This window comes from Mesorhizobium sp. WSM4823, assembly GCF_055811195.1.
The window spans coordinates 239,649-257,588 of record NZ_JBVVQL010000002.1; the positions used below are offsets into that span (position 1 = coordinate 239,649).

The 17,940-nt window shown below is 60.1% G+C and carries 16 protein-coding genes and 2 tRNA genes; 5 read left to right on the plus strand and 13 right to left on the minus strand.

Annotated elements, in window-relative coordinates:
* Positions 1-18 precede the first annotated feature (18 nt).
* The 4 genes from AC0L26_RS06020 to AC0L26_RS06035 form a co-directional block, all read right to left on the minus strand.
* Positions 19-804, minus strand: a complete 786-nt coding sequence (locus AC0L26_RS06020) for an ion transporter (RefSeq protein WP_473631726.1) — start codon at positions 802-804, stop codon at positions 19-21.
* A gap of 233 nt (positions 805-1,037) precedes the next feature.
* Positions 1,038-2,177 carry a glycosyltransferase family 2 protein gene (locus tag AC0L26_RS06025; protein WP_473631727.1) on the minus strand — a complete coding sequence of 380 codons (1,140 nt, stop codon included), beginning with the start codon at positions 2,175-2,177 and terminating at the stop codon, positions 1,038-1,040.
* Positions 2,171-2,737: a polysaccharide biosynthesis C-terminal domain-containing protein gene (locus AC0L26_RS06030; protein ID WP_473631728.1), complete on the minus strand. Its 567-nt coding sequence runs from the start codon at positions 2,735-2,737 to the stop codon at positions 2,171-2,173. The genes AC0L26_RS06025 and AC0L26_RS06030 overlap by 7 nt, the downstream gene beginning before the upstream one ends.
* A 347-nt stretch (positions 2,738-3,084) precedes the next feature.
* Positions 3,085-3,161 (minus strand) — tRNA-Asp (locus tag AC0L26_RS06035).
* A 217-nt stretch (positions 3,162-3,378) separates the two neighbouring features.
* Here AC0L26_RS06035 and AC0L26_RS06040 point away from each other — a divergent pair.
* The 5 genes from AC0L26_RS06040 to nadE all read left to right on the plus strand — a co-directional run bounded on the left by AC0L26_RS06040 (position 3,379) and on the right by nadE (position 8,679).
* A tRNA-Val gene (locus tag AC0L26_RS06040) sits at positions 3,379-3,454 on the plus strand.
* 444 nt (positions 3,455-3,898) lie between these two features.
* The gene (gene asnB, locus AC0L26_RS06045; RefSeq protein ID WP_473631729.1) at positions 3,899-5,836 is read left to right on the plus strand and encodes an asparagine synthase (glutamine-hydrolyzing); all 1,938 of its coding nucleotides are present in this window, start codon (positions 3,899-3,901) and stop codon (positions 5,834-5,836) included.
* Between the two features lie 17 nt (positions 5,837-5,853).
* A complete protein-coding gene (locus AC0L26_RS06050; RefSeq protein WP_352934954.1) occupies positions 5,854-6,114 on the plus strand; it encodes an acyl carrier protein in 261 nt (86 codons plus the stop codon).
* 22 nt (positions 6,115-6,136) lie between these two features.
* Positions 6,137-7,675, plus strand: coding sequence for a class I adenylate-forming enzyme family protein (locus tag AC0L26_RS06055; protein ID WP_473631730.1), 1,539 nt, complete (start codon positions 6,137-6,139; stop codon positions 7,673-7,675).
* Positions 7,672-8,679, plus strand: a complete 1,008-nt coding sequence (gene nadE / locus AC0L26_RS06060; protein ID WP_473631731.1) for an NAD(+) synthase — start codon at positions 7,672-7,674, stop codon at positions 8,677-8,679. The genes AC0L26_RS06055 and nadE overlap by 4 nt, the downstream gene beginning before the upstream one ends.
* Positions 8,680-8,710: 31 nt before the next feature.
* Here the strand turns inward: nadE and AC0L26_RS06065 are convergent, their stop codons facing one another.
* From AC0L26_RS06065 to AC0L26_RS06105, 9 genes are all read right to left on the minus strand, one after another.
* Positions 8,711-9,826, minus strand: coding sequence for a hypothetical protein (locus tag AC0L26_RS06065; RefSeq protein ID WP_473631732.1), 1,116 nt, complete (start codon positions 9,824-9,826; stop codon positions 8,711-8,713).
* Positions 9,827-10,121: 295 nt separating this feature from the next.
* A complete protein-coding gene (locus AC0L26_RS06070; RefSeq protein WP_473631733.1) occupies positions 10,122-10,778 on the minus strand; it encodes a GNAT family N-acetyltransferase in 657 nt (218 codons plus the stop codon).
* Positions 10,775-11,545 carry an SDR family oxidoreductase gene (locus AC0L26_RS06075; protein WP_473631734.1) on the minus strand — a complete coding sequence of 257 codons (771 nt, stop codon included), beginning with the start codon at positions 11,543-11,545 and terminating at the stop codon, positions 10,775-10,777. The genes AC0L26_RS06070 and AC0L26_RS06075 overlap by 4 nt, the downstream gene beginning before the upstream one ends.
* A complete protein-coding gene (locus tag AC0L26_RS06080) occupies positions 11,542-12,537 on the minus strand; it encodes an ABC transporter permease (protein WP_473631735.1) in 996 nt (331 codons plus the stop codon). Before AC0L26_RS06080 ends, AC0L26_RS06075 begins: the two co-directional genes overlap by 4 nt.
* 163 nt (positions 12,538-12,700) lie before the next feature.
* Entirely contained in the window at positions 12,701-13,741 is a 1,041-nt protein-coding gene (locus tag AC0L26_RS06085) for a sugar ABC transporter substrate-binding protein (protein WP_352934932.1), read from the minus strand.
* 39 nt (positions 13,742-13,780) lie between these two features.
* A complete protein-coding gene (locus AC0L26_RS06090; RefSeq protein ID WP_473631736.1) occupies positions 13,781-14,545 on the minus strand; it encodes an ATP-binding cassette domain-containing protein in 765 nt (254 codons plus the stop codon).
* A gap of 38 nt (positions 14,546-14,583) precedes the next feature.
* Positions 14,584-15,750, minus strand: coding sequence for an ROK family transcriptional regulator (locus AC0L26_RS06095; RefSeq protein WP_473631737.1), 1,167 nt, complete (start codon positions 15,748-15,750; stop codon positions 14,584-14,586).
* A gap of 196 nt (positions 15,751-15,946) precedes the next feature.
* Complete coding sequence (locus AC0L26_RS06100; protein WP_473631738.1) at positions 15,947-17,224, minus strand: M23 family metallopeptidase; 1,278 nt, start codon at positions 17,222-17,224, stop codon at positions 15,947-15,949.
* 158 nt (positions 17,225-17,382) lie between these two features.
* Positions 17,383-17,850 (minus strand): peroxiredoxin, encoded by a 468-nt coding sequence (locus tag AC0L26_RS06105; protein ID WP_473631739.1) that lies wholly within the window; start codon positions 17,848-17,850, stop codon positions 17,383-17,385.
* Positions 17,851-17,940: the final 90 nt, after the last annotated feature.

The following is a 17,940-nucleotide window of genomic DNA, read 5'->3' on the forward strand; positions in this document are numbered from 1 at the left end:
CGGCCGCGCTGAGGCGATCTAGCCGCGAATGCTCGACAATTCCCGGACCTCTGTCCGCAGCGCCTGTATCTCCGCAAGGATGGTGGCCTGATCGCTATGCAGCGTTGCCCTGTCGGCCGATTCTACCGCTTCATGCTCGGCCTCCATCGCCGAAACGATCACGCCGATGAATAGATTGAGCACGGTGAACGAGGTCGCGATGATGAATGGGATGAAGAACAGCCAGGCGGTCGGATAGACTTCCATGACCGGGCGCACCACGCCGTCCGACCAGCCTTCGAGCGTCATGACCTGGAAAAGCGTGAAGAGCGATTCCGGTATGCCGCCGAACAGTTCGGGAAAGGACGAGCCATAGAGCTTAGTCGCCATCACCGCAAAGACGTAGAACACCAGCCCGAGCAACAGCATGATCGAGCCCATGCCGGGCAGGGCGGTGATGAAGCCGGTGACGACACGGCGCAGCGACGGAACGATGCTGATCAGCCGCAGGACCCGCAGGATGCGCAGCGCCCTCAGCACGGAGAGCGAACCGGTCGCGGGGATAAGCGCGAAACCGACGACGAGGAGGTCGAAGATGCGCCATGGATCGCGGAAGAAATGCGTCCTGTAGACGACCACCCGGATCGCGAGTTCGAGCACGAAGACGCCGAGGATCGCGCGGTCGATGGCCGTCAGAAGCGGCCCAAAGGCAGCAACCGCGCCAGGCGAGGTTTCGAGGCCGAGCGTGACGGCGTTGATCAGGATCAGGACCATGATCACGAGGTCGAAACGGCGCGATTCGATGAGCGATTTCAGAGCGTCCAAGGCTTTTTCTCCGCCAGAGCATCGGACCCAAAAGTGGGAACCGGTTTTTGGGAAAATCCGATGCTCAAACAAAAATAGAGCATCGGACCCAGAAGTGGGAACCAGGTTGGGAATATCCAATGCTCAAACAAAAATAGCGGCGGCACTGCGGGCGCTGGAAATCTCGCGCGGGGGAGAAACGACCAGAATCCTCAATCCGGCTCCGTCCCCCGGGCAACGTTTCCCGACCGGATCTACGCGCTTTGCGACTTTGAGGATTTTTCCGAACGCAGGCTGGTGGCGATCCTTCGCAAGGGCCTCGTGATGCGCCAGCTTCTGGACTGGTACAAAGCTGCGACTACCGCTCGGCAAGCTTGCAGTTCTTTCTCCATCTTGTCCTTCTCCGTCGTCGCATTAGAGGCCGTATCCTGTAGTTCGATATAGCGTTGGCGAGCCAGATCGAGCTCATTTTGCAACCTCGATACCTCCGGTTGCAGTATGGCTTTTTCTGCTTGGACTTTTGCAAGTGTGGGTCGAGTCTTCTGCACGTCTTCCCAGGCAAGCCGTGCCACGAGATCGCCGACGGCCCGACGCATCTGCTCAACCCACGCCGCAGGTTCGACACGCATGAGGCGTGAATACTCGTGCTGTTCATTGCTGCCCGCCGGTACCCAAACTTGTAAGGCGGGGGGCCACCAGCCTGCTCTATCCGCAATCGCAAGGAGCGTAGAGAGTTGCGATACTGCGGAGTGCCGGGATTTTTTCCATGTTGCGCTGAAATGCAAGACAGTTGGGATACGGCAATAGCTGAAGGGATTGTGTGGATTCTCCCGTATGATCCGTTGCCACAATCGCCAGTCGGCGGCCGACGCGACATCCTCCGGCCAGACGTCTCGCGAAGGCAGGCTATCAGCCCGATACAGAAAACAACTGGCTGGTATTGTGTTACCATTCTCCATGAAAAATCGAAACTCGTCGGCCATGTCCAGATTGGTCAAAAAGGGCGCGGCTATGCCGTCCGTGGAAACCCACAGCGCCTGGCTGTACGAGATGGCAGCCCCGCCTTTGAGCGCATCGGCAAGAATCTCAAAATGATCTGGAAACAACAGATCGTCGTCGGCTGCAAAGCCAATCATTTCGCCCCGTGCCTCGCGCAGCGCGATGTTGCGATTTGTGTAGCCAAAACTCGGCGCCTTGGGGAGATCGAAGAAGCGAATGCGGTTGTCTCGAAAGCCTTCAACAACCTCCGCCGTGCCGGGCGCGCAGCCGTCGCCTACCACCAGCAGTTCGAAATCCTCGAAGGTTTGATCCAATACCGATTGGATGGCCAGGCCGATAACATCGACGCGCGAATGGGTCGGCATCAGGATGGAAATGCGGGGTGTGTTCACCATCCCTCTACGTTTCCGAAATCATAAGGAATGAGATCGGTATCAATCGGCAAACGGTACTTATCCGGATTTGAATGATCATACTGTATTGTTGGAAAATTAATAACGACTAGTTCGGATTTTCCAATATTGCGGTCGGCATGCCAGACAAATTTCGGAATATTGACAAGGCGGGGACGACTGCCAGAGAGGTAAACCTTCGAAATCTTCCCGTAGGTGCTGGATTCAGGTCGAGGGTCGTAAAGGACAAGTTCCAATTCGCCGCTCACCACGAAATAGCGGTCTTCATGCAGCTTGTGCAAACCCCAACCCTTCACCATGCCAGGACGAATCGTGAAAATGTAGGAAAAAACCAGGGGATCGGGATGCCAATCCCAGCGCGGATCATAGATCTCGGTGACGCTGCCGCGATCGTCATTGTGCCGAACGCTGTCAAAAAGAGACATGCCATCCACGAGAGGCGCAATGCTCTGACGCTGTTCGTCCACCGTACGTTGGTCCTGGAGCGCGGCGGCAAGTGTGGATTCAAGAAGATTTAGGTAACCATCGGTTTGATCACGCATGAACAAAGTCCCCCTTATTTGACCGGTCAGATCGAACCTAAATCTCACAATTTTCGATGGATGTCCTCATTTGCAAGAACCTCTCATCGCCATTAAGATTTTTGCAGCCATGGCACGAGCTTTGGATAGTCTTGGAGACAATGATGTTGACGGGCTACCTTGCTGGCGCGTCTTCTCGGATCTTACACTATCGCGATTTGTAGAGCACCTCACGGGTCGAGGCGATCACCGCTACGATTCGATCGACGAAAACCAGGCGCTAAAAGGAACCATCTGCCAGCTCAACTTTCAGAAAGAAATGAAAGTCGAGACTTTTCAAGGGACGGTAGCTAACCCCTTGAAAGAAATGGCGCGAGTGACGGGGCTCGAACCCGCGACCTCCGGCGTGACAGGCCGGCACTCTAACCAACTGAGCTACACCCGCGCATAGACGAGCACGTGTCAGCCGTGTTCGTCGTTGGGGCGGTGGATAAGGGGTAAGCCGCCGGGTGTCAAGCGGAGCAGGACAGCATTACAGCAAACAGGAGAAGGTTTTTTGACAGGCAGGATTTTGTTGCCAAAACCTGCTAGCGGCCAATGCGTTGTCTGCTCATTTGGCCTTGCGAAGCGTGCCCTAACTGCTTAAAGGTCCGGCCCGGAGCGGGCGATTAGCTCAGTTGGTAGAGCGCTTCGTTTACACCGAAGATGTCGGCGGTTCGAGCCCGTCATCGCCCACCACAACTGTTTGGTTCTAGCCTGGATCGCTGATCGGCTCACTTGCCGATGTGGCAGATGCAACGACGGTGCCAGTTCTTGGTATTTCGACGGGGCACAAAAGAGCAGCGCTCACTGGCTTCGGGGCAACTAAGCGCTTTTAGGTTCCGCACGTTTTGTCAGGTTAGAGCGGGGCGACTCGGGATTGCAAATCCGTCGAATGCACAAGCGATCTGTTATGGCTCCTGCCAGCCATGAGCCGCTACGCGACAGCGCCACCGCAACTCGGACAAGAGTTGGATTTACTTTTAGATGTAATTCTGTATCTGGATAAGATAATCATCATAAAAATTAACAGTTTTGTTTTAATTTACTGTTAACCATGCTCTGTATGACCATATGCGGGTTAACGCTTAAGACCACTATTGAGGTTATATTTCGGATCTCACCGATATATGGGCTGTAGTAATGTGCGGATTCGGGGGCTATTTCGGTTCGATCCGGGATGCGGAAGCTTTGCTTGCGCGCATGACGGCTGCGATCGCCCATCGCGGGCCGGATGAGCAAGGGACGTTTATAGCGCCGGACGCAGGGCTCGGGCATGCGCGGCTGTCCGTGATCGGGATCGGTGATGGCCAGCAGCCGATGTCGGACGTGTCAGGCAATTTGACGGTTGCGTTCAACGGCGAGATTTTCAACTATTTGGAATTGCGCGATGGGCTGATAGCCAAGGGCCGACGCTTCCGCACGTCGAGTGACACAGAGGTTATCCTGCAGCTATATGACGAGATGGGCGAAGACTGCCTGTCCCTTCTGAACGGTGATTTCGCCTTCGCGATATGGGATAACAGGCGTCGGCGTATGGTGCTTGCACGGGACCGGATGGGTGTCCGGCCGCTGTTCTACACGAGCAAGGACGGGGTGCTTTACTTCGCGTCGGAGATCAAAGCCCTGCTGAAGGTGCCCGGTGTCTCGGCCGAAATCGATCCGGTTGCACTCGACCAGATCTTTACGCTGTGGGCGCCGATCGCTCCCCGCACGGCTTTCCGCAATATCCACGAGCTTGAGCCGGCAAGCGTGATGATCGCGACGCAGGGGCAGGTCACGGTCAAACCCTATTGGCACCTGGACTATCCGCATCGAGACGCGCCGTCGAAAGTCACGAACGAGGACGATGCGGCCGAGGAGCTGCAGGCGCTTTTGACCGATGCGGTGAGGCTTCGCATGCGGGCCGACGTGCCGGTCGGCTCCTATCTCTCGGGCGGCCTCGATTCATCAGTTGTTTCGGCGCTCGCCGCCGGCATGACCCCTCGGAAATTGCAAACATTTTCCGTGACGTTCGACAGCACCGAGCACGACGAAAGTGTCTTCCAGGCCGAAATGGCTTCGGCACTTGGCACCTATCATCGAGCTATTGCCTGCCATGCCGGCGATATCGCTCGTGTCTTTCCCGAAGTCATCCATTTTACCGAACGGCCGATCATCCGCACGGCGCCGGCGCCTCTCTACCAGCTGTCCGGCCTCGTTCGCCAGGCCGGCCTGAAGGTCGTGCTGACCGGCGAGGGCGCCGACGAGGTCTTCGCAGGCTATGATGTCTTCAAGGAAGCGCGTGTTCGCCGGTTCTGCGGACGGCAGCCGGCATCGCGCATCAGGCCACAGCTGTTTCGCAGGCTTTATCCCTATCTGCCGGGTCTGCAACAGCAATCCGTGGAGTATCTGTCTGCATTCTTTGGCACCGGCAACGCTGACCTCGGCGATCCGCTATTCTCACATCGGCCGCGCTTCAAGACCACGGCGGCGGCGAAGATTTTCTTTTCCGGTGACCTGCGTGCGACCTTGAAGGGTTATGACGCGGCCGAGGATCTGGTCAGCCGGTTGCCCCAGGCATTTTCCCTATGGCACCCGCTGCATCAGGCGCAATATCTCGAAACCCGCTTCCTCCTGCCGGGCTACATCCTCTCCAGCCAGGGCGACCGCATGGCCATGGCGAATGGTATCGAAGGACGGTTCCCTTTCCTTGATCCTCGTTTGGTCGAGTTCGCAGCAAGACTCCCGCCGGGGATGAAGCTGAAGGGGTTGGTGGAAAAGCACATACTGCGCAAGGCAACCAAGCACCTGCTCCCGATGGCGATCGGGGGGCGTACCAAACAGCCTTACCGGGCTCCGGACGCCAGCTCCTTCGTAGGAGCCGGTGAACTGGATTACGTCCGCGACTGCTTGAGCGAAGCGAGCATCGCCGCCGGCGGACTGTTCAACGCCAAGGCGGTGGCAAAGCTTCATGAGAAATGCCGCACGCAGCCGGCGTCCGGGTTCCGCGACAACGCGGCCTTTGTCGGCATTTTGTCGACGCAACTGTGGCAGAAAAATTTCACCGGCCAAGAGGTCGGTGCAGCACGAGCAGCTTGAGAAGGGAAGGAAAGAAAATGGTTACAATCAAGGACAAGGTGAGAAGCTTTATCGTCGACAACTTCCTGTTCGGCGACACGTCGTACCAGCTTGCGGATACAGATTCGCTGATCGAAAACGACATCATCGACTCGACCGCCGTGCTGGAACTGGTGGCCTTCATCGAGGACGATTTCGGCATAGCGATGGTCGATTCCGACGTCGTGCCGGCCAATCTGGATTCGATTGAACGCCTCTCATCCTTCATCAGTGCGAGAGCAAAGGCGCTGGCAGCGTAGGTGCGGTCGGCGAGGAGCGTCCATGCGGATCGAACATTTTCTGGCCGCCAAGGCCGCTGCCCATCCCGCCAAAACGGCATTGATCACCAAGGACAAAAGGCTGAGCTACGAAGAACTGGACAATCTTTCTAGCCGCCTGGCCGCCGCACTTTTTGCGAATGGCGTCAGGCGCAACGATCGAGTCCTGATCTTCATGGACAATTGCTGGGAGGCTGCGGTTTCGATTTTCGCAGTACTCAAGGCAGGGGCGACGTTCAGTCCAATCAACGCATCCACCAAGGCCGACAAGCTTGCCTACATCATCGGCGATTGCGACGCTGCGGCGATCCTTACCCAGTCAAAACTGATGCCTGTGGTCACTGAGGCGCGCGGGTCGCACGGCATCTTCGTAGCTTCGACCGTCGGTACTGATGGCCAACGTCCGGTAGGGGCTGCGTCCCTGGCGGACTGCCTGACGTTCGAAGCCCGCGAGGTAGACCACCGCGGCATCGACGTCGATCTTGCGATGCTGATCTACACTTCGGGCTCAACGGGTCGACCCAAGGGCGTGATGATGACGCACCGCAATTGCGACGCGGCCGCGGACTCCATCACCACCTATCTGCGCAATTCGCCGGACGACATCATCCTGAATGTTCTTCCCCTTGCCTTCGACTACGGTCTCTACCAGTTGCTGATGGCCGTCAGGCTCGGCGCCACGCTCGTGCTCGAAAAGTCCTTCGCTTTTCCTCAAGCGGTCTTTGAGCGTATCCGCGAGGAGGGCGTGACCGGGCTTCCGCTTGTGCCCACGATGGCAGCGATGATCCTGCAGATGCGTGAGCTGACGCCGGGCTTCCTGCCCAGCCTTCGCTATATTTCCAACACGGCAGCTGCTTTGCCACCGGCGCATATAGAGCGCCTGCGCTCGCTCTTTCCCGGCGTCAGGCTCTATTCGATGTATGGCCTGACGGAGTGCAAGCGCTGTACCTATCTGCCGCCCGAGGAACTCGACCGCCGGCCGGGGTCGGTAGGAATAGCCATTCCGAACACTGAAGCCTTTGTCGTCGACGATAACGGGCAAATCGTGCCGCCGGGCGTAGCGGGTGAGCTGGTCATTCGCGGGCCGCATGTCATGCAGGGTTATTGGCGAAACGAAGCCGCAACGGAACGGACCCTGCGGCCAGGCCCCAACCCTTGGGAGAAGGTTCTCTACACCGGTGACCTGTTCAGGACCGATGAGGACGGCTACCTCTATTTCGTCGGGCGCAAGGACGACATCATAAAGACGCGGGGAGAGAAGGTGGCCCCGAAGGAAGTGGAAGCCGTGCTTCATGCCCATCCGGGCATCGCGGAGGCCGTAGTTGTCGGCGTGCCGGACCCGATGCTTGGGCATGCGATCGGCGCATTCGTCGTACGCTCGGACCTGACGCTCAGCGAAAAGGATGTCATGCGCCACTGCGCACGTCACCTTGAAGATTTCATGGTCCCCAAGGTCGTCGAGTTCCATCCGGAACTGCCGAAGACGGATACGGGCAAGGTTAGCCGTCGGCTTGCAGCAGAGATGATGGAGGCCGCGCAATGAATGTTCACCCGACCGAGGACGCGCAGGCCTTTCTGGCGCAGGCTCTGGCGATCGACCCCGCCATCGAAACGGACCGTATCGTAACGGCCTTGCGCCAGCAGTTGCGCGGCATTCGCAAGCGCGGCCTCGTGCTCGGTCTTTCGGGCGGGATCGATTCCAGCGTTTCGGTCGCCTTGGCCGCGCGGGCTATCGGCGGTCAGAATGTACTCTGCCTCTTCATGCCGGAAAACGACTCCGATCCGGAAAGTCTGCGGCTCGGCCGTCTTGTCGCCGACACTTTCGGTGTCGAGGCTCTTGTAGAGGATATCGGGCCGGCTTTGCGTGCCATGGGCTGCTATGAGCGTCGCGATGCTTTCATCCGAGAGGTGGTCCCGGAATACGGCGAAGGCTGGGCCTCGAAGATCGTGATCGCGAATGCTCTAGAGAGCGAGGGCTACAATATTTCGTCGCTTGTGGTGCAGGACCCCAAGGGCAAGCAGACGAAAATAAGAATGCCGCTGCCGGTCTATCTCGGTGTCGTCGCCGCCACCAACATGAAACAGCGCACGCGCAAGCAGATCGAATACTATCATGCCGATCGGCTGAACTTCGCCGTTCTTGGAACGCCGAACCGGCTGGAATACGATCAGGGGTTCTTCGTCAAGAACGGTGACGGGGCGGCTGACGTCAAGCCGATCGCACATCTCTATAAAACACAGGTCTATGCGCTGGCGGCCTATCTCGGCGTTCCCGAGGAAATCCGCAACCGGCCGCCTACCACCGATACCTACTCGCTGGCGCAGACACAGGAGGAGTTCTACTTCTCGCTTCCCTATGACCGCATGGATATTTGCCTTTGCGGCCTCAACAAAGGCGTGGCGGCCGAAGTGGTGGGGCAGGCGGCCGGCCTAGACGCCTCACAAGTGGAACGCGTCTGGGCGGATATCACCGCGAAGCGAAAGGCCACGCGCCATCTCCACCTGCGCCCGCAGCTCGTTGCCGAGGTCGAGGAAGTCGAGACCTGACCTGCCTCTCGAGCCGGCCACGGCGAGCGCTTCAGCTGAAACGGCCGCCGATCAGCTGGCTCCACTGCTCGCCCGCAAGCCCGTTCAGAAAAGCTTGTGAGGTCTTCATGGCGTCCAAAAGCCCGGAATCGCGTGAATGCACCACGGTCGAGGCAACGGTCAGGAAAGCTATGCGTCGCCCAAGCATCGCTTCCAGAAGTGCAGGTTGAATGCGTCCGCGCAGGCCGCTGACGCCGCGCGCGGCCGCATGATCGATCAGGCAGTCGATGACCGAACCGGCCTGGCCGGGGAGGGCGAGGATCTGCAGCACGCGACCGATTTCACCCCTCCGTGCGTGGTAGGCGAATGCGCCGATATTGGTGCCGACCGGGGATGCCACGGACACGAAAACGAGCTCGCCCAGATCAAGCTTTTGTGCCGCATCGGTCAGGATATGATCAAGCAGGTCTTCCGCCCACGCCGGGCGCAGGGCGAAATGGGCGGTCAACGGTTCGACGAGCTTGGCAAATGTGTGGCTGTCGATTTCGGACATCCGAAAGGCGCCATGGCCTGCCCCGTCCGCCGCCACACCGGACCAGCGCCGTTCGCTGGACTTCATTCGCCTGCAATAAAATCGATCGATAGCATGGGCAAACGGAATGAGCATCCGGACAAGCTTCATGCGACTGGCGGAAAGGCCGAGCACAAAGGCCGACGGCCGCATTACGCGTACCCAGTCAAGACTGTATTGCGGCAGGACCACGCCGCGCAGCCGGGTCCACAACTTCGTGGAGATATCATTAGCCGTCTCGCTGAACGAGATGTCCTGCGGACCATCCAAATAAGCTTTCAACAAGCGAGCGCCGGCCATCGGGTCGCGCTCATGATCCTCGACCATGAGCGAGCTGCAGATGGCGGCTCGTAGCTGTCGGCCGTTGAACTGCATCGGCAATACGTGAACGCCGACAAACCCCGACACGCGGCCTGAATCGTTGATATGGACAAGCGACCGCAGATCGCCTCCGCAACCCGGCGCCTCCAAGTAAAACCGTCTCATATATTCGATCAGCGCGGCCGGCGCTTCGGTCCGCTCTTTGCGCAGCACGCGTTGAAACATGCCCGCGATTGCCGGAAGATCGGCACCTTCCAGGGCGCGAATGATGCTCAAGCCCGGCTCCCTGCACCGGAGTCCCGCCCACCGCGTTTCCGGGCCATGGCAACACCAGCCTTCGCATTGGCCATCGCGGCGAACGTCAGGTGTTCGCGGCGGTGCAATCTCGACCAGTTGCAATCGCTCCGGTGGCCGAAAGGAGAGCTGTAATGCCGTGGCAAGGTAGGCCCTTTGCTTGAAGGATGAAAACCAGCGTCGTTGCTGTTAGCAACTTCGGGTAAACCGAAGTTAAAGTATTGGTAGCAAATCGAGTTTTATCGGCTCGGCCTTGCTTTGTCGGTGCCGCGGCACGTCAGCCTACAACTCCCGGTGCGAAGCCAAGTCGCTTGGCGACATAGATGCAGCGGCTTGGTAATTCGACGTCCTGCAGCACCTCGAACCCGACAGAATTATAGAAGTTCAGCGCATCGATATTCTGCGGCATGACTTCGAGGCAAAGTCCGGTTGAGCCGCTTGCGGCAAGGCGCTGATCGAGAAAGTCCATCGCTCTCCTGCCGATGCCCTTTCCGCGCGCCTGCGGCAACAGGTCGATATGGCCATGCGACGGATAGGCGGCCAGCGCTTGCGGTACGGCGAAATTTGGATGATGAATTTTGTGCCGCAGCCAATCGCTGCCGCGCCAGCGGGAACTGTCGGGTCCTGGGTCGGCCACGCGTGCCTGAAGGTTCGGATACCACTCCGCGGCCAACCTGGCATTGAAGGAATTTGTGTCGGCTGCGCCAAGGAGATAGCCGCAGGCACCTGCGGGGCCATCGACGATGAACGCCAGATCGGGTTCGAGGACCTGGTAGGGAATGGTGTAGACGAGGCCGAGCAGATCCGGGTCGTCTTCGCGGCCGGTCGCGTCCTTGCCTGCGTCGCCGGTCTTGAGGCAGATCATAGCAAGTGCCGGATGATCGGCTGTTGTTGCCTGGCGCAGGAAAAAACCGTCGCCAAAATCGAGGATCATGGCGGAAGCAGCCGAAAATCCTTGCCCTCGGGCAGCAACTGCCCGCCGTCGACGATTATGGTCGTGCCGGTGATGTAGCTGGCGTCGTCCGAGGCCAGGAACAGAAAAGCGTTGGCCACGTCGCGAGGACTGCCGAGGCGGCCGAGCGGAATGGCGTCTTCCATGTTCTTGATGAAGGCCGCGCCGCGATGTAGCTGGATTGCTTCGGTGAGGATGTTGCCGGGCTCGACGCCGTTGACGGTGATGCCATAGCCCGAGAATTCGAGGGCGGCCGAACGGATCAGGCCGTTAATGCCAGCCTTGGTCGCCGAATAGTGGCCATGACCCGGGCTGGTGACGTGCGGGCCGGTGATGGAGGAGGTGAACAGCATGCGGCCAAAGTGCTGCGCCTTCATCGGAACGAGCGCGGCACGGGCGGCATTGAAGGTGCCGCGTAAATTGACCGCCATGACACGGTCCCAGTCATCCGGGCTGGTGTTTTCCAGCAGCTGCCAGGGATAGATGCCGGCATTCTGGACCATGATGTCGAGACGGCCGTGATGTTCGAGCGCCAGCGCAACGGCGGCCTCCGCATCGGCCATCTGCGAGATATCGGTGCGAATGAAGGCAGCGCCGAGCTCGTCCGCGGCCGCTTGCCCGGCCTCGACCTCGGTATCGGCCAGGACGAGCTTCGCGCCCTCTTCGGCAAAACGTTGCGCAATGCCCCTGCCGATGCCGCGCGCACTGCCGACGATCAGCGCGACCCTATCTTCGAGACGGCCGGTCATGCCAGCCTCTGGCGGATGGTTTGCTTGAATGCGTCGAGCAGCACGGCGGCAAGCACCAGCAGCCCGTGGATCACCTGGGTGAAGTTGGCCGGAAGGCCCATGAGATTGATTGCAGTGTTGATGGCGGACAGCAAAAGCACGCCGGCATAAACGCCGGGCAGGGTGCCGACGCCGCCCTTCAGGCTGACCCCGCCGATGACGACGGCGGCGAAGGCGTTGAACAGCAGGCCGACGCCGAGATTGGCAGTGGCGCCGGAGGTGCGGATCGCCAGCAGCCAACCGGCAAGGCCGGCTATGGCGCCAGCGAGAACGAAGGCAACAACGAGGTTGCGGTTCACACGGATGCCGGCGCGGAAGGTTGCGGTCTCGTTGCCGCCGATCATGACGAGATGTCTGCCGAAGGGTGTCTTGGCCATGATCAGCGAGAAGACCACGAAACACGCAATGGCGATCCAGGCGGTAAGCGGCAGGCCAAGGAGGCGCTGAATGCCGAACCAGCGGATTGCCGGCGCAAGATCCTGTGCGGAGCGGCCGCCGGAAATAACCAGCACAAGGCCGCGCACCCAGATGTAGGACGCAAGCGTGATGATGAAAGCACTCATCTTCACCTTCACGACCAAATAGCCGTTGATGACGCCGATAATGCTGCCGACAGCCAGGGCAAGCAGCAGCGAAACCGGAACCATCAGCCATTCCGGGTGCAATTGAACGCCAAGGCCGATGCCCGCCGAGCAGAACAGGATGCCGACCGCCATGGCGCCGAGCGCTGCCACGGATTCGACCGACAGGTCCATGTGTCCGGTGATGATGACCAGCGCCAGGCCGATCGACATGACGCCAAGCACGCTCGACGCCTCTATGATGTTGGCGAAGATGCCGAGCTGGAAATAGTTCGGAATGAAGATTGAGAAGACCACCAGCACGAAGACCAGCATGAACCAGACGAGATTGTCGAGGATGAACTCGAGGACGTGGCGCGTGCGGGGGGACATCTGCTGATCCGGCTGGCGCATGCCCCGAAAATCATTTCGATTCTCGGAAGCGATTATGCGCGGATTGAAGTTGCTGCAGCGTTGCCTGCGCGTCTGTTCGGACGCGCCGAGCTGCAGAGGCAGGGCTTCGGGTCAGCGTGGCCCGAAGCCCTGGGCGACCTTGCTATTCGACCGGCTTCACAGTGTCCGAGGGCGGCTTCATGTTTCCCCAGAAGGCCGGGTTGTCGACGTTTTCCTTGGTGATCGCAGCGCCGGGGATCTTGATGTTCGGCCCCCAGGCTTCTTTGGTCACGGTCGACTTCAGGCCGAGCACTTCGTATTCGCCCGGCTTGATCTCCTGCTTGTTGACGACCTTGTCCATGAACATGGCGACGGCGGCGGCCTGAGCGTAGAGCGGTTGCTCGACTTCGACATTGAGCCAGCCCTTGCGGATCAGGTCGAGGCCGACCGGGGCGCCGTTCGAGCTCATCAGCATGACGTCGCCGGGCTTCTTGCCGGCGGCCTCGAGCGAAGCGACGGCCGCGACCGAGAGATGCGCGGCATGGCTGAAGATCAGGTCGATATCCGGGTTGGCGAGCATCTGGTCGGCAACGATCGTGCCGGCATTGCTGGCCTCCCATTGCATGGCTGGAACCGAGATGATCTTGACGTCCGGGAACGCCTTCATCTTCTCCTCGAAACCCTTCTGGATGTCGAGCGTGTAGGGATCGCCGGGATCGCCGAGTACCTGGAGGATCTTGCCTTTCACCGATCCGTTCTTCGCCTTCAAGAGCTTCTCGGTTTGATCGGCGGCGACGTAGCCGATCTCGACTGTTCCCGCCACCGATGTGAAGTCGGACGGTGTCGAGGTGATCTGGCGGTCGAATTCGACCACCGGGATGCCGGCGGCGCGGGCGGCTTCGATGGACGGCTTCAGCGCATTGAAATCGACGGCGGCGAGAATGATCGCCGACGGCTTGAGGGCGATAACGTCGTTCATCTGCGATTGCTGAGCGTCGGTCTTGTTGTCGGCGTTCAGCGTCTTCATCTCGTAGCCGACCTGCTTCAGGAACAATTCCAGAGCGCTCACCGAGCCGGTCTGAAATTCATCGAGTAGCGTCGGCACCATATAGTAGACGGTGCCCTTGGACTGGGCGAATGCCGGCGTGAGCGTGGCAAAGGCCAGTGCCAGGATACCGAAGACAGCAAGAAGTATTTTCTTCATGTCGTTCGCTCCTTTTGCGCCGGACCCCTCATTGGTCCCTCAACTCGCCGGTCCGGCACCGGCAAGCGTCTCACCGGTGATCATGTTGATCACCGCATCGGGACTTGTTTTATTGCGTGCGACATCGCCGGCCACGACGCCTTGCCGGATCACCACGATCCGGTCGGCGACCTGGAAGGCCTGCTGCATGATATGCGTGATGATGACGACGCCGATACCTTGGCTCGCCACCTGGCGGATCATGTCGAGGCCGCGCCGCGTCTGCTCGACGCCAAGTGCTGCGAACGGCTCGTCGAGAAGCACGAGCTTGCCGCCAAAATGCACGAAACGGTTGAGCTCGATGGCCTGCCGCTGGCCGCCAGAAAGGTGCTCGACATTGGTTCTGAGCGAGGGGATGCGCGTGCCGGCGCTGGCCAGCGCCTTTTTGACCACGTGCTCCATGGCAGGTTCGTCGAGCACGGGAACGCCGAGAAATTTCCTGGTGATCTCGCGGCCCATGAAGAAATTGGCGACCACGTCGACATTGGTGCAAAGCGAAAGATCCTGGTAGACGGTTTCGATCCCCGCCGCTTTTGCCTCGGCGGGAGACTTGGCCAGGAATTCCTTTCCCTCGAAAAGCATGCGGCCCGAGGTCGGCTCCAGTCCGCCGGCGATGATCTTCACCAGCGTCGATTTGCCGGCGCCGTTGTCGCCCAGAAGTGCCACCACCTCGCCCTTGCCGATCGAGAAGCTGATGCCCTTGAGCGCTTCGATCGCGCCATAATTCTTGGTGACGTTGTCAAGCACCAGCAGGGGCTCGCTCATGCCAGGCTGAGCTCCGATTATGCCAGGCTGAGCTGCGCTCATGCCGCGATCCCCTTGCTTTGCAGAATATCTCGCCCGCGTTCGCGCTCGGCGGTGAATATCTGGCCGAAGCGCGGCGAAAGCACCCCTGAGACGGCAAGCGCTGCGGCCCCGCGCAGCACCGCATGCTGGCCTCCGCGTGCGACGGTGACGCGGGGCGTCGTGCGGTCTCCGCGCGCCGAGACCGAGTTGGGGGGATTTGTGACCGCGCCGGCCAGCCGTTCGAGCAAATCGGTGGACGCCAATCCGCCGAGGATGATGGTTTCGGGATCGAACAGGTTCTCGATGATGGTGATGGCGTTGCGGAAGATCGGCCCGACTTCATCAACCCAATCGGCGTCGCTGACGTTCCGGCGCCGCAACGCCTCGAGCGAGAGGTATCTTTCCAGACAGCCCCGATTGCCGCAGGGACAGGGCTCGCCAGCCGGCACGACAGGAATATGACCGATTTCGCCGGCATTTCCCCAGGCGCCGCGCAAGGCGGTTCCGTCATGCACCATGACGCCGCCAAGACCGACACCGAAATAGAGATAGTAGTATTCGGAATATCCCGCTCCGAGGCCATACAGGCGCTCGCCCATTGCCGCGGCCGCCATGTCCGTCTCAAAAAACGCGGGCAGGCCGGTCGAGGCCTCCAGCCGTTCCCGAAGCGCCACGTCCTTCCAGCCGGTCATCGTCGTCGGGCCGATAAAGCTCATCGACTCCACGCCGAAAGGGCCGGGCAGGGCCATGCCGATGCCGAGAACGCGACCGCCGGGGCGCAGCCCGGTCAATTCGAGCACCATCGCGCCGATCAGCTCGAAGGCAAGGTCGGGCGTTGCGCTGGGGGCCTCACGATAGGTGCTCTCGATCACGTCTCCGCTCAGATTGATAAGCGCCGCATTGATGCCGAGGGGAGTGACGTGGATACCGACGGCGTAGCCGCCCTCCGGGTTGATCCGCAGGGTCGCCGGAGGCAGGCCGCGCCCGCGCGGCTCCTCGCGCATCGACAGAACGTAGCCGTGTTCTTCCAGCTCGCGAACGATGGTCGATACAGTTTGCACGGTGAGCCCGACCCGCCGGGCAATGTCGCCGCGGGCGATCGGGCCATGAAGGCGGATGGACTCAAGCACGATGCGCCTGTTGTAAGGCCGCCCGAATTCCTGATTGGTCCCCCGCAGTGCCATGTCTTGCGCGCCTCTAGGAAAGTATGAGGTTCGCACCGAATATTTATTCAGTCAAATGGAATTCAAAAATAAATTCGCTTGTAATTCGCAACCTTCGAGATTGGCCAGGCCCACCCGATTTCGTTTCCCAGGCGGAGCAGGAGCGAAGCGACGTTGCGGGATCCTCGGATGAGGAAGTCATGGAGGCCGGTGGGCTTCAGAGATACTGCGCGACTTTCTTGCCGACCCTCAGGAAGCGCAGCGGGTCGATGGCTTCGCCATTGTGGCGAATCTCGTAGTGGAGGTGCGGGCCGGTCGAGCGGCCGCTGCTGCCGGTCTTGCCGATAACGTCGCCGGCGTTGAGCTTCTTACCGACCGTCACGCTGATTTTGCTGAGATGCCCATAGCGCGTCGCAAAGCCATTGCCATGGTCGACCTCGACCATGCGACCATAGCCGCCGTTCCAGCCGGCCTTGACGACGACGCCAGGCGCCGTGACCTTGGCGGGCATTCCGGTCGGCGCCCTGAAATCCATTCCCGAATGCAGCGCGGCGGTGCCGAGGAGCGGGTCGGTGCGCACGCCGAACGGGCTGGTGACCGAACGGCCGGGGGCGGGATTGGCGAGCGGCAGCCGTCGCGCTTCCGTCTTCAGGCGGTCAAGCGCGTCCAGCGCCTCGTCGAGCTCCTTGACCTTGCTGTCGAACACCATCGAACTGTCGAGCGGTATCAGCGGGCCGCCGGCATCGCTCTTGCCGAAATCGCTGTCGATCGGCAGGCCAGCCGACTCGAGTGCCTGGGAAATCGCATCGGCGTTTCTGTAGGCGTTGTCGGCGAGCCTAGTGATGCGGGTGAGTTGCTGGCTCTCTATGGCCTTGAGCGACTCGTTGATCGACACGAACAGTCTGTCGGCACGGTCGGCCGCCGTGTCGCTCGGCAGCGGATCGGAGCGGGTCGACCACAAGGAGAACGGCCTGGTGTCGCCGGCTCCAAGTTCGGCGCCGACGCTGGCAACCGAATAGGTCTGCGGCTGGGCGTCGGTCACGTCGGCGCGTTTATCCGGGTTTGCGTTAGCCGCAGGTGGTGTTCCAACGTCGCTCCCGGTGCGTTCAAGGATCGGGCCGAGGCGGCCATGGCGCAGGCTGAGCTGGGTCTGCCGTTCCAGCAGTTCGCCAACCTTGGTTTCCATGAGCTGCTGGTCGAGAAGCTGGCGGCTGGTGATCCGGTCGACCTGGGCTCGGAGTGCGGAGATGCGGTCCTCATAGGCCTGCTGCATGCGCGCCTGCCGTGCCGTGGTCGCGCCGATCAGGTCGTCGCGCAGCACCAGGTAGGAGGTCGCCAGCAGATAGCCGATGGCCATCGCTGCCAGCGCGGAGCCGCAAAACGCGGCAACCCATGGCCGTATGGTGAAATGCCTTATCTCGTTGCCCCGGGCGATAATGACCGTGTGGGGCTCCTTGCGCCTGCCAAAGACCGTTGACTGACTGGCTACGTTCACGGGACCAAGCTTTCGTTACGACACCAACGACAAGCCTGATTACACATCATTAAGGTTAACGGTCGGTTGCTTCAGCGCAACTCCCTTACCGTTGGTTGCGTCGAATTTTGGCGGCTCATGTTTCATTTGGGGCTTTCAAGGCCGCCATCGGCTCACCGTCAAAGTGCGCGCACCGCCTCCAGCACCGCCTCAGCATGGCCTTTGACCCGAACATTTCGCCAGATCCTGGCAATCCGTCCGTCGCTGCCGATCAGGAACGTCGCACGCTCGACACCCATGTAGCGGCGACCATAAAGCTTCTTCTCGACCCACAGATGATAGGCTTCGATTACCTTGCGATCCTCGTCGGCGACAAGATCGACGGCGAGGCCGTATTTCGATTTGAATTTGTCGTGCTTTCGGATGCTGTCCGGCGACAGGCCGATGACCGCGGCGCCGAGCTTTTCGAACTCCGGCTTCAACTGCGTAAAGCCGATCGCCTCAGTGGTGCAGCCTGTGGTGTCGTCCTGCGGATAGAAGTAAAGTACGACCGGCTTTCCCAGCAATGCCGCGAGGCTGAGTGATCCGCCACCGTCTCGGGGAAGTTCGAATTGCGGCGCAAGCTCGCCGACGTCGAGATCAGCCATATCGATGCCCTTGTTTGTGGTTACGCGCCAAGCCGCATCGATATAATGTCAAACTGGGATTCGTCCACCGGTCGAGTTCGTTCAACGGAA